The 12,567-nt window shown below is 59.6% G+C and carries 11 protein-coding genes; 2 read left to right on the top strand and 9 right to left on the bottom strand.

The annotated features are described in order from the left end of the window. Positions 1 to 42: 42 nt before the first annotated feature. The 4 genes from SH410x_RS24100 to aroF all read right to left on the bottom strand — a co-directional run bounded on the left by SH410x_RS24100 (position 43) and on the right by aroF (position 3,870). Positions 43 to 1,008 carry a YicC/YloC family endoribonuclease gene (locus SH410x_RS24100; RefSeq protein ID WP_473671494.1) on the bottom strand — a complete coding sequence of 322 codons (966 nt, stop codon included), beginning with the start codon at positions 1,006 to 1,008 and terminating at the stop codon, positions 43 to 45. A gap of 154 nt (positions 1,009 to 1,162) precedes the next feature. Further along, positions 1,163 to 1,780, bottom strand: a complete 618-nt coding sequence (gene secG, locus SH410x_RS24095) for a preprotein translocase subunit SecG (RefSeq protein WP_473671492.1) — start codon at positions 1,778 to 1,780, stop codon at positions 1,163 to 1,165. 249 nt (positions 1,781 to 2,029) lie between these two features. Then, entirely contained in the window at positions 2,030 to 2,782 is a 753-nt protein-coding gene (gene tpiA / locus SH410x_RS24090; protein ID WP_473671490.1) for a triose-phosphate isomerase, read from the bottom strand. Then, on the bottom strand, positions 2,779 to 3,870 hold the full coding sequence (gene aroF, locus SH410x_RS24085; RefSeq protein ID WP_473671489.1) for a 3-deoxy-7-phosphoheptulonate synthase: 1,092 nt from the start codon (positions 3,868 to 3,870) through the stop codon (positions 2,779 to 2,781). The genes tpiA and aroF overlap by 4 nt, the downstream gene beginning before the upstream one ends. 279 nt (positions 3,871 to 4,149) lie before the next feature. On the opposite strand from aroF, the gene SH410x_RS24080 reads away from it, so the two are divergent. Further along, positions 4,150 to 5,022, top strand: coding sequence for a hypothetical protein (locus SH410x_RS24080; RefSeq protein WP_473671487.1), 873 nt, complete (start codon positions 4,150 to 4,152; stop codon positions 5,020 to 5,022). A gap of 149 nt (positions 5,023 to 5,171) precedes the next feature. Here the strand turns inward: SH410x_RS24080 and SH410x_RS24075 are convergent, their stop codons facing one another. Both SH410x_RS24075 and SH410x_RS24070 read right to left on the bottom strand, forming a co-directional pair. Continuing rightward, positions 5,172 to 6,758: a YihY/virulence factor BrkB family protein gene (locus SH410x_RS24075; protein ID WP_473671485.1), complete on the bottom strand. Its 1,587-nt coding sequence runs from the start codon at positions 6,756 to 6,758 to the stop codon at positions 5,172 to 5,174. Then, positions 6,751 to 7,734, bottom strand: coding sequence for a 2-hydroxyacid dehydrogenase (locus SH410x_RS24070; protein WP_473671483.1), 984 nt, complete (start codon positions 7,732 to 7,734; stop codon positions 6,751 to 6,753). The genes SH410x_RS24075 and SH410x_RS24070 overlap by 8 nt, the downstream gene beginning before the upstream one ends. 264 nt (positions 7,735 to 7,998) lie before the next feature. Here SH410x_RS24070 and SH410x_RS24065 point away from each other — a divergent pair, with 264 nt between their 5' ends. Then, complete coding sequence (locus tag SH410x_RS24065; protein ID WP_473671482.1) at positions 7,999 to 9,861, top strand: tetratricopeptide repeat protein; 1,863 nt, start codon at positions 7,999 to 8,001, stop codon at positions 9,859 to 9,861. On the opposite strand, the gene SH410x_RS24060 is transcribed toward SH410x_RS24065, so the two are convergent. From SH410x_RS24060 to SH410x_RS24050, 3 genes are all read right to left on the bottom strand, one after another. Next, the gene (locus tag SH410x_RS24060; RefSeq protein WP_473671480.1) at positions 9,819 to 10,580 is read right to left on the bottom strand and encodes a class I SAM-dependent methyltransferase; all 762 of its coding nucleotides are present in this window, start codon (positions 10,578 to 10,580) and stop codon (positions 9,819 to 9,821) included. The two genes, SH410x_RS24065 and SH410x_RS24060, sit on opposite strands and share 43 nt — an antisense overlap. Continuing rightward, positions 10,577 to 11,770, bottom strand: coding sequence for a hypothetical protein (locus tag SH410x_RS24055; RefSeq protein ID WP_473671478.1), 1,194 nt, complete (start codon positions 11,768 to 11,770; stop codon positions 10,577 to 10,579). The genes SH410x_RS24060 and SH410x_RS24055 overlap by 4 nt, the downstream gene beginning before the upstream one ends. Before the next feature lie 70 nt (positions 11,771 to 11,840). Further along, entirely contained in the window at positions 11,841 to 12,359 is a 519-nt protein-coding gene (locus SH410x_RS24050) for a DUF4430 domain-containing protein (RefSeq protein WP_473671476.1), read from the bottom strand. Positions 12,360 to 12,567 lie beyond the last annotated feature (208 nt).

Genomic DNA, 12,567 nt, shown 5'->3' with positions numbered 1-12,567 from the left:
GATCCAGTACGTTGGGATTGGTTTGTGCAGTCATGGTGGCGTTCACTCCAAATTCTGGACGAGTTCGCGCATCCGCTCAATCGCACATTTGATTTCGACAATATGTTCGGCAATCTCAGCGTTGCCCGCTTTGCTGCCGATGGTGTTGGTTTCTCGGAACATCTCTTGGATGACGAAATCGAGCTTCCGCCCGACCGCTTCGTTGGCCGTCCCGCTGGTTTGTTTCTCTCCGCGTGCCTGCTCCGCCCCGTGCGTGCCCGCCAACACCCCGCCAAATAGCTCCAGGTGGCTGGCCAAGCGGGTGAGCTCTTCGCTGATGTCACTGCGATCCGCAAAAACTTGAACTTCGCGGACGATATCGATGGGGTCGGCAGACAGATGTTGTTCGGCGAACGCCTTCTGGATCTTTTCAGTGAGTCGATCGCGGTATCGCTGGATGACGGTGGGTGCGAGTTCCTGGATCGCTGCGGCGCGGGAGGCAATGGTTTCGAGATCCGTTTGCAGCACACGGGCCATCGCGACGGCCTCGTGATGCCGCATGTGATTGAATCGCTGCACCGCCGACGCCACTGCATCGGCAACGAGTTGACGACGCGATTCGACCTGCGTGTCATCGCTCTCAGCGTCATTGGCGACCGACAGGACCCCTGGCAAGGCCAGCAGGGCGCTCAGGTCGATCTGTGTCGGCGTGGATAGCTGTTCCGTCGCGGCGGCCAACTGGCTGGCGTAGGCCTGCAGCGCAGCTTGATTGATACGCGGAAGATCTTGCCCCGCAGGCGGTTTTAACGTGGCTTGGACAGTCACGGTACCACGCTCAATATGCCCGCGGAGAGCCGCGGTGATGTCAGCTTCGTGGGCTGATAAGGCATCGTTGGTGCGTAGAACGAGTTTTAGACCGCGATGGTTGACCGATCGCAACTCGACGACCAACGTTCCCGGCTCCCCGTTGACCTCACTGCGACCTTGCCCGGTCATGCTTCGCAAATGTGGGTAAGGTTGGTTCAGCATGCAGGGGGGAGAGGAGAGGGGCAGTTGGATTTGAGAGGCATCGATCTCGTTTGAGATCCTGCTGGGTGAGGATCGTTGGCAAGATCGACTGCCATTGGCTTGGGTCTTCAGCTGTGCGAAAGCTCTCGCTTTCGCTTGGGCTGCGAAAACATTGCTATTCGGCAGGTGTTTCCTGGGCCGGTTTGGCTTCGGGCGACTCGGCCGGGGCTGGTTCCGCGTCAGCGGGTTCTGCGGGGGCGGGTGTGGTTTCGGCCGGTGCAGGGGCGTCTGATGGCGACGGGGTGTCACTGGGTGCTGGGGTTTCGGTCGGCACAACGGTGCTTTCCGTTTCGGCAGGTGCTTCGGCCTTGGCGTCCGCAGGGACGAGTGCGGCATCGTCTGCGGCGTTTTCTTCATCGCCTGATGTTGGGATCACCAAGCCGCTCGACGCGTCTTCGGCTTCGTCGTCGCCAGGTCCGGCGGTCAGGTCTGACTCGAGCGAAGCCGTTGAGGTCATGTGCGGGCCGAGTTCCCACATCGCAAAGGCGCAGACCAGAATCCAGATACCGGCCAGCGAAACCGTGAGGACAGTGAACGTATCACCGGCCTTGCTACCGAAAGCGCTCTGGCCTCCCGCTCCGCCCAGGGCGCCGGCGAGTCCGCCGCCGCGGCCGCGCTGCAGCAAGATCAGCAAAATCAAAAACAGGGAGAGGAACGCCATGAGCATCCCCAGCAACATGCTGACGAAGCTGCCCAGGGGGCAAAACTGTGTGAAATCGATGGAATGGAACATGCTTGGTCCTAGAAAAAGCTTCTAGCTATTAGCTGCTGGCTTCTAGCTGTCATTTTGGAGATTGTTTTTGGCTGGCCGCGACACGGCCATTTGAGTAAGTGAGCCGTTTTATCGTGAGCCCCGGTTTCCATGCTGGGAACCGGGGCTCACGATAAAACGGCTCACGCTCATCTTTCGTAACCGACTGAATTGGCAGGCCGCGAGCGGCCGTGAATCTAAAAACGCGAGACGCGAATAGCTAGCAGTTTCTTAGCAATTGATAATGCCCGCAAAGTCTTCGACTTTGAGGCTGGCACCACCGACGAGGGCACCGTCGATATTGGGTTGGGCGAGCAACTCAGCGGCGTTGCTGGGTTTGACGCTGCCACCGTACTGAATTCGGATTTGTGCCGCCACATCGGGCGTGAACATTTTGCCGAGCAGGTCGCGGATAAACGCATGCACTGCTTCGGCTTGCTCTTTCGTCGCGACTTTGCCCGTCCCGATTGCCCAGACCGGTTCGTAGGCGATCACGACGCCTGCGGCACGGGCTTCGTCGAGCCCTTCGAGCGAACCGCGAATTTGCGATTCGACGACCGCTTCGGTTTCGTTGGTCTCGCGTTGTTGCAGGGTTTCACCGACACAGACGATCGGCACCAAGTTGCCCGCCAGGGCGGCGTGCAATTTCTTGCTGACGTCGGCATCGGTCTCGCCCATCAACTGTCGCCGTTCGCTGTGGCCGAGGATCACAAATCGGCAGCCCACATCGGTCAGCATGGATGCGTTGAGTTCGCCGGTGAAGGCACCGTCGTCGGCTGCATACAGATTCTGAGCACCGACTTCGACGGGTGTGCCCGCGGTCACGTCGGCGACGGCAGCGAGATAGGCGGCAGGCGGACACAGGACCACTTCGACCGCGGGTGACTTGCCGACGGCGTCGACAATTCCCTTGGCGAGCGAACGGGCAGATGCCGATCGCATGTTCATTTTCCAGTTTCCGGCGATCAATGTACGTCGAGTCACGCGAGAGCCTCGGTGGGTGGTTGCGGGTTAGTTTTGGGTGAATGATTCGGTTGGCTCGCGGTACCCGCGAGCGGTGAGATTGTCTTGCCGAGCAGTTCGGCCAGCGATCGCATCGGGTGCATGATCTGTTTGTATTGTTCAGGCAGCAAAGCCTGTGGCCCGTCGCTTTTGGCCTCTTCCGGGCAATCATGGACCTCGATGTGAACGCCATCCGCACCGGCGGCGATCCCCGCCAAGGCACACGGCGGGATCAAATCGGGGCGTCCGGTGGCGTGCGAAGGATCGACGATAATGGGCAGGTGCGTCAACCCTTGCACCACGGGCACGGCGGCAACATCAAACAGATTTCGTGTCGAGGGGTCAAAACTCTTGATGCCTCGCTCGCACAAGACCACGTTGGGGTTGCCGGCGGATAGAATGTACTCGGCACTCATCAGCAGGTCCGCGATCGTGGCGCTCATGCCGCGTTTGAGCAGTACCGGTCGCGATGATTTGCCGACTTCGCTCAACAGCACAAAATTCTGCATGTTGCGAGCACCCACCTGCAGCATGTCGGCGTACTGGGCAACCAGTTCGACGTTGCGTGGGTCGGTGATTTCCGTGACTACGGGGATGCCGAATCGATCGCCGACTTCACGCAGTATTTCCAGCCCTTTTTCGCCCAGGCCCTGGAATGCGTAGGGGCTGGTGCGTGGTTTGTAGGCTCCGCCGCGGAATAGATTGGCTCCCGCCTCGCAGACGCTTTCGGCGATCCGCATCATCCGGTCGCGATCCTCGACGCTGCAGGGGCCGGCGATCATGCCGAGCTGGCCGCCGCCGATCTTGACACCCGAAACGTCGATCACGCTCGATTCCGGATGGGCTTCTCGCGACGCCAATTTATAGGGGGGCAGGACCGGGATCACTTGGCTGACGCCGGGCAGCGAGCTCAGCGTTTCCTGGCTGACCAAGGATTCGTCGCCGATCAAGCCAATGATCGTGCGATAGGTGCCGCGGCTGAGGTGAGTTTGCAGCCCCCAGCCTTCGACTCGTGCGATCACGCGGTCGATTTGCTCGTCAGAGACACCGTTTTTTAAAATTAAAATCACGAAATAGCCTGCCAGGCTGTTCAGATATAGGAAACCCTGCGGGAATCGGAGGCAATACCATAGCAGGCAGGGGGGGAAATCGTCGAGAGGAGTTGAAAAAAGCAGCGTGTTCGTTTCCCACGCCCTCCAGAGGACCCCCATCGAGATGCCCGGCAGCCAACCCCCTCCATCCCTCATGGCCATGTTTTAGTTGACCGACGATCGAAGTGAGCCTACTATAGACATCCTGTCTCGTGTCTCGCGATGCGATCTCATTTCAAGCTTCACGGAGCCCTTGGCATGTTGCTGCAAATCGCTCGATTGGCCTTTGTTGTTTGGCTGTTCACGGGTGTGGCGAGTGCCGACGCCGATGGGGCGGACTTGATTCGCGATGCCTGGAGCGAGATCTATCTCGACGCCGCCAAGGAAATTGTCTTGACGGCGACCAACCGCAGCGATGCGATCGAACTGGTTGAGAAACCGCTCATGCGGTGGCATAACCCGGTGCGTGAGGGGGAAACTCATGGCGATTTGTTTGTCTGGCAACGCAACGGCCAACCCGTCGTTGTTGGCACGATCTTCTCGTACATCCTTCCATTGGGCGGGAACACACGCGTTGCTGCAATGGGATTGCATCCGCTCATCCAAGAAGGCGTCCGTTACGAATTTCGCGCAGTCAGTGGCACGCTGCAGACGGCTAATTTGGATCAATTCGATGTCGAGATCGAAACCCCCGCTGCACGCCTCAGCAGCCCCACTCGGCAACTGGCTCAGTTGCGTTCACTCGCTCGGACTTGCCAAGGCTGGACCGTCAACGGCGATGTTGAACAGCCCCTGCGACTGATGGCGCAGCCGCTCTTGCAGACAAACGCCTCGTCTTTATCAACAGATGAAACGGAGCCGCAACGCAATGCGCCCCAAGCCCAGGAACAGACTGCGGCCCTGTTCGCAATGGTGACCGGCACCGACCCGGAACTGTTGGTTTTGATCCAGCCCAAACCATCGGATCAACCGGGGAGATCGTCGTGGCAGATCACGCCAGCACGATTCTCCGATCTGCCGATCAATTTCTCCGTCAACGGGGAAGAGGTTTGGCAGCAGCACGTCGCGGCCAACCCTGAACCCTACGTCAGCCGCCACCGCATCTTTACCCTTCCCTTGGACCCACGCTGAGTGATCCTCGGTGATCGCTCGGTGATCGCTCGGCGATCCGTTTGTGGATCGCTCGGTAGAAGTGGCAGTTGCCACATCCGAACTCGTCTCCCGGGCTCCCGCCTGGGAACGAGTCTTGCGGTCGTGCATGTTTGCGACCGTTTCAGCAGTCAGCCATCGATGACGTCAGCGAGTGTTTTATCGCCTGCCGCGGTGCGTTCCGCCTGCTTCAGATTGACGAGTGTCTTCCATGCCGGGTGGGCGCTCATGGGGCGTGCTTGGTGAGCCAACCGCAAGATGTCCGCGATCAATATTCTTTCAGCGGGCCGCGCTAGAGTGAGGTGATCGTCCTGGTCATCTCCTGGTACACGCCGCAGGCACCCGCCGCTGATTAACTGGTTTTCGAGGTCGTGGACGACACGGCTATTCAAACCCAACTGGTCCGCGAGTTCTTGCCGGCCAATCGTCTCGCCTTTCGTGAACGCCATCGCGACCTCGGTCATGATCGGCAGCATCCAGTCAGGGTCGCCAGAGGGGAGCGCGTCGGGTTCGATGAAGTTGCGGCGCAGTCGACGGCCGCGCATCGTCTGCGTGGTGTAGGTCAGCACCAGTCCGAACAATACGATCAGCCATGTCACGTAGATCCAAAACAGAAACAGCGGGATCAACCCCAGCGATCCGTAGAGCGCCGAATACGGAACCGCTTTGCTGACGTAGATCTGGAATCCAAATTTTGCGAACTCCCATAGCACGGCGCCGACGGCGGACCCGATGGCTGCCGCACGCAGCGAAACATGGGTGTTGGGCATCATCGAATAGAGTAGGAATAACAGCACCCAGCCGGCCAAGAACGATAGCAGGTGGCGCAATATCCAGGTTGATTTTGTCCCCACGCCCATGGTTCCGAACCAATCAACGAATTCGCCTGAAAGGTATAAGCTCAGCGCTAGCAACCCGCTGCCCAGCGTGATGATGGACCAGTGAATGGCTAGTCGCAGGTGAATGGGACGCTGGCTCGGAGCCTCGTAGATGATGTTGAATAGATACTCGGTGGAATCGGCCAGGGCGATCGCTGCGTAGAGAAACAGCACCAGGCCAACGACGCCGATGGATGCAAAGTTGAGCGCTGCGATTTGCGACGTGACTTGATGTAGCGTTCGCCTGATACTCGCCCTTGCCTCCATCGCCGTAGCCGCATCGCCTGCTTTCTTTGCGACCGCATCAACCAATGCCTCGTCGACTTTCTCGGTGGCGCGAGTCCGACCACTGTAATCGGGGACAACGCCCTCGACAGGGGCCGCGGCTGACTCCAGTGGCGGGCGGGTTACCAGCGGGGGCGGAGGGTCGGCCGGGACCGGTGGGTCGGCGACGTCATCGCCGGCCAGTACTTTGGCGATCTCATCCTTGGAGCGTTGTTCGGATTCCTGCTTGACCTCTTCGACCTGCTCCTGCAGGTACTCGGTTGGAATCTCAGGGACCCCGAAGAAGGAATACAGCTGATTTTCAACCGTTGATTGAACGTCGTCGAGACCACCGACAACGCGAAACATGACCAAAGCCAGCACGACGACTGGGATGAGCGAAAAGATGGTTCGGTAGGTCAGCTCCGCTGCCATCCCTTCGGCGCGATGACGCACGAGCTGGCGACCACAGTAAACGATTACATCCCAGCTATAGCGAAGTTGGTGCTGCCTGCGGGAGAGTTCTTCACGCGGTTGATGTATGGCATCAAAGAGGTAGTTCACCCATTTAGGCAAGAGACACCTCGCAGCGCAACGGTCGGTTGTTCAAGCCCGCGAGCACGTTGTCGACTGCGATTTCAGACATCTCATTGCGAGCCGTGTCGGTCGCACTGCCGATATGCGGCAGGATGATGGCGTTGGGAAGCGTAACCAAGGGATGCGCAGGCGGCAGCGGTTCCGGCGTCGTCACATCCAGTCCCGCTGCAAAAATTCTGTTGTCACGCAGTGCCTCCACTAACGCGTCCTGATCGATGATCTCACCACGAGCCGTGTTGACGAGCACGGCAGAGGGTTTCATTTTCGCCAAGGCTGCCGAGTCGATCAGGTGGCGAGTTTCCTCACACAGTGCCACATGGACGGAGATGAAGTCGCTCTTGCGGAGCAATTCGTCGATTTCGACACGGCTGCCAGCTAGTTTCTCGTCAACTTCAGGGCGTGCCGATCGCGATGTGTACAACAGTTTCATGTTCCAGCCGCCGACCATTCGCTGGGCGAACGCGTGGCCGATCCTGCCCATTCCGATCACACCGAGGGTTTGCCCGCTCAGTTCTCGCCCGAGCAGCCCGGCGGGTTCCCAGGTCTGCCACTGACCATCGCGAACCTCATCGGATGCCTCTTTCACACGCCGCGTTGCGGCGAGCAAGAGCGTCACCGCTAAATCGGCGGTCGCATCGGTAAGCACATCGGGGGTATTGCCCACTCGGATACCCCGCCGGTTGGCTGCCGCAAGATCAATATTGTTGTAGCCGACGGCGTAATTACTGATCACCTTCAGTCCCGGTCCTGCGGCCTCCATCACGGCCTCGTCGACGCGATCACTCAGCAGCGTCAGCAATCCGTCGCACCCCGCAACATTGTCGAGCAGTTCGGCCCGTGTGGGCGGTAGCGGATGCGGCCAAACCGAGACCTGGTGCGTCTGCTGCAGGCGAGCTAGCGCAGTGCCGGGGAGCTCGCGGGTGACGAAAATTTTGCCCCGAGAAATGTCTGACATTGGATACTGCGTAAAAGAGTGAAGAGGATTGCCACTAACAAAGCGCCAATTTAGTCCAGATTGGCCTTCGCTGCGGTTGCCGGGTTCGCCATAATCATTCATGAAAACCCTGAGCCTATCCCTAAAACGGATAGATCTCGTTTTCTGATCAGCTCATGAGACCTAGCCATCACGCCTGCGACGACGGCACTCGCCGAATGTTGCTCCGTGGTGTTGGGAAGTCTTTCAGATAATTCACCACGACACCCTATGCGAGAATGCAGGATGAATCGAACGTTAATCATAGCGGAATCCGCGACCCTCCACGACCGACCCCGCGTGCTTCGGATGCTCCTTTGTTTCACCCTGCTCGGCGGTCTCGTTGGCCCCGGTTCCGTCGCCGTCGCGACAGCGCAGCAAGCGGAACAGGAGTCCGCCACCGCTGAGCCAGCCGTCGCGGACGATACCCCGCCGCAGCCCGCTGAAGAATTGCCGCTCGAATTGGCTCCGACGCCAACACCGCCCATGGCCCCACCACCGGTCAACGTGGAGGTCGACCCGGGCCAAGCGGATCTGGATGAAGCCGTGCTGAAGCGGATCGCTGCGGAATCCAACGGAGACCTCGAATCGGTTGCCGCGTTAATCGAATCGTCACTCGCCAAAGGGCTCAGCGAGGAGAACGCTTCGTTCGCACGCAAGATGCTCGGCAGCGTCCAGCTCCAGCGCGGCCAGGGGCTCGCTGGCGCCATGGTGCGACTTCGCGGCCGGCAACAGCTCATGGCACGCACCGAAGCGACGCGAGCTCTGGCTGATGCGATCAAGTACGACCCTGAGCTCGCGGAAGCTCATATGCTGATCGCGCAGCTCAATCTGCTCCCCGATGGTGACACCGACGTGATCAAGGCATCGACCACCGCGGCGATCGAGCTCTATGAGGACAATCCCACCGAGCAGAGCAAGGCATATTTGTTGCGAGCCGTCACGCAAACGGATTTGGATGACAAAATGGCTGACCTGGACGCGGCCATCAAAGCGGATCCCAAGAACACCGGTGCTCTGCGAGAGCGTGCCGGCGCCCAATTGCAGGCGGGCAAAGTCGACAGTGCCGTGGAAGATCTCCAACGGGTGCTGGAAATTGATCCCACCAACCAGCAGATTGCCCAGGCGACCGTCCAGCAACTCGTTGATCTGGACCGCGCCGACGATGCGGTTGCCTTGCTGAGCAAGACGATCGCCGCCAGTCCCAGCGAAGGTCTCTATCGACTCCGCGCGATCCTGTATCGCATGCTGGACAAGCAGGACGAAGCGTTTGCCGATCTCAACAAGGCCCTCGCCATGCAACCCAAAGATCCGCTGGCGCTATTGCAGCGAGCCGAATTGGCACTCGGCCGTGACGATGTGAAATCGGCCAAGCAAGATCTCAAATCGGCGATCGATATCGCGCCTCAAGTTGAACAGATCGATCAAGCCATCGTGGTGCGTTGCTTTATCGCAATCGAAGAGGGCCGCATGGCCGATGCCATCAACGACATGCAAGTTCTGATCGAACGAAATCCAAACGACACGTTCCGCCAAATTCAGTTGGCGAGCCTGTACCTGCAAGACGATCGGCCGCGCCAGGCGATCGAGACGCTCACCAATGTCCTCGATAAAGATCCCGGGAATTTCGCCGTGCTGCGGTCCCGCGCCGATGCGTACCTCGCCGTGGGTGAGCACGCCGAAGCCATTGCCGACTACGAGCAAGCGCTCCAGAAGATCGGTGAGAAGGACGACCAGGAAAACAAGGTGATCTTGTCCGGCATCCTGAATAATCTCGCTTGGGTGTTGGCAACGTCACCTCAAGACGACGTTCGCGATGGCAAACGCGCCGTGGAGCTGGGGCTGCGTGCGGTCAAGCTGACGGATGAGTCCGAGGCTCATGTGCTCAGCACTCTGGCGGCCGGCTATGCGGAGACCGGTGATTTCGACAATGCAATTAAGTGGAGCAAAAAAGCTGTCGAGCAAGGCACGCAGGAGGGCAACGAGCAACTCGACCAACTCCAACAAGAACTCGATTCGTATCAGAAGCAAGAGCCTTGGCGAGAAAAACAGGAGACCGAAGAAAATCAGCTTCCGATTCTCGCCCCAGAAGACTTGATCGATACTTGATCCGAGTCGTCGCACCAAATCTGTGTGGCAATCATTCCGCCACCGCAGACGTGCTCAGTGACTTTACGCAGCCCACATCGCTCGATGGCTGCTGCGGTATCGACGAGCTGTCGATTCTCAAGTCCGGTTTGCCAGCGAAAGAAGACGTGCATTGCCCAGAGGAATGGGCGTGCCCGTAATCGCTGCCAAGCCGATTGGGGGACAACGAAATCAACGTGATAGAGCATGCCGCCAGGACGCAGGCCCGTCAGCCACTTGGGCAGACAAACGTCCAGCACCGCAGGGCTGAAGCAATCCAGGAAGAAGGGCGTCACGATCACATCGTACGCGTCCGTCTCCGGTTCATAGCGGCGAGCGTCCGCCTGGATGTACTCGACGCAGCCAGAGGTGTTGTACGCTTCGACGCGTGAGCGTTGCCGCCCGAGCATCTGTGTGCTCTGGTCCACACTGGTGATCGACCAGGCCGCCCGTTGCGGCGGCTGGCCGTCGCTGTGATCGGATTGCTCGGCATGATGCATTTGCTTGGCGATTAGCCGTGCGAGCAGTCGTCCGTCGCCGTCACCGAGGATCAGCATCCGCTTCCATGGTCTGAGCTCATCGATCAACGCAGTTCGGGCACGCTGCAATCGACCGCCATAGGCCAGCCATTCGATCGGGTGGTAGACCGCTGCCAAGCGGTCGTAACCACGCTGCGAACGCGAGGTTGGGGGCGGGCTCACAGTACGCCTAGCAGCATGACGGCCAACGGTGGCGCCCACACTGCGGCATCGACCCATGCTCCGCGAGCATCAAACGACGCCTGCCCGTCACATGGCAGTGATCGTCTGCGTGACGGGGCGGAGCACATCGCTGCCCCGCACAGTCCTGCCGCACTGATCAGGATCGTCAATAGAACGGGCAAGGGCATCGGTAACACGACCAGTATCATCGGCAGCACCATCATCAGGGCGATCGCCGTCTGAACGAATGAAAATCTGCCACCATGCTCCAGCCTTGAGGCTCCTGTCGCGATCGAGGGGAACGATTGCGCCCTGTCCAATTCCGATTCAAACTTCGCCACTAAAATGCAGTTGCCCGCAAACAGCACTGCTAACACGCACGTGGTGGCTGCGAGTGGGGCGAGGATGTTCGGCCCGTTCCCTCCGCCGGTGATCAGCTCCGTCCAGGGGCTTAGCGTGACGCCGATGGCGAACAACGCGCCCACGCGGATCTCCTTCGGGATGCTCCATCCGGCGCCGTGGTGCCGCGTCGCAGTTGATGTCGCCGGTGAACGCATGGGGGAAAAGTGCACGCTAGCGCCATAGATCAACACGGCCGCTGCGAGCAGCAATCCTCCCCGCAATAGATCATGCGGTAGGTAGTGCACGACGACAAACGCACTGATCGCGAGCACTGCAATCCACAACGCCAAGAAGATCCGGCGGTGGCGAAGGTAGAATCCGTGCCGCAGCGTATGCGCCGCGTTGACATCCAAGCGTGCCGCATCGAGCAAGCGGTCGGCGACATAAATTAACCAGACCGTGGCCCCGAGCGATCCGGCCTCCGGCCACGTCGAGCCGCGATGGCAAAACCCACGCATCAACATCTGTTGCCAGACCACCGCCACCATCACGGCGTCGAGTGACAGCATACTCGGCCACGCCAACCACGGGATTCGTTCATGATCGCTGGGCAAGTTCATGTTGGTGATGGCGATTGAGAATCGTGGCTCGTGTTCGCTGGCTGCCGATTTCGTGAGCGAAGTGCTGCACGGCACTCCACTCACCATCGCGTCATCAAAGGAACGAGCGGAAAATGACTGTCTGAAATTGTGGCCGAACGCTCCGCGGTCGATCAATCCGTCCGCAGAGCCTTCGGCCGATCCGACCGCAGAGCCTTCGATCATTCCGACCGCGGAGCGTTCGGCCACTTGGTTCCGCTCGTTCCTGAGTCGATTGAATCGACAGTTCGTTAGCGATTCCGCGATTGCTCGGGCGCGCCTACTTCGTCGCCTCCTCCAGTGTCGTGAATCGCCACCGGATCGTTTGTGGCGGAGTCAATTCCAGCGAGCCGATGCCCACGTTGGCGAACTCATCATCCACCGTGAACGTCCATCCGCGTGACGAATCGGTCGCCATGCCATCAATGCTCTGGACAAACGCCGTCACCCCACTGCCGGTGATCACCATCTTGGGCTGGTCCATTTTCCGCATGACTTGCTCGAGCGTCGTGCCTGCCTCAACGTCGAACGACTGCGTGAAGTCGGCTGCTGCGGGCTCGGTCGGCGTTGCACTGCCGTCGCTTTCCGGTTTGTAGATCTCCAGAGTCACCGTTTCCAATTTCGATGCCGCCGCGTCGACGCTGGGCGTCTGTGGCGTGGTCGATTCGGTCGCGGTGGGTTCCGGGGGCGACTCGACGCGGCATCCACTGGCGAGCAGCACGGCCAGGCAGCCCGCGATGATCAGGCCCCGCCCGGCGACGCCAGGGGAGCGAGAGGTCTTTGTACGGAGCCAGTTCATAGTGACAAATCCAAGTGCAAGAGAGTGAAAGCGGCTGCCCCGAACGCGTTGGGGTGTTCGTCTCACCCATTATCCAGCGCGAACAACCCATCGCAATGCCCTTCGTCAATCGATCGCCCTGCTCCATCGCGAGCAGTTGGACGCGTATCAGCTTAGACGGACCGAGCCGTCTGGCTACAATTGTGCCATCGCGTTGCGATTGAAGACG

It is taken from the genome of Rhodopirellula sp. SH410 (genome assembly GCF_055811895.1).
The sequence above is the reverse complement of the archived record's forward strand: the minus strand, read 5'-3'. Positions and strand labels throughout refer to the sequence as shown.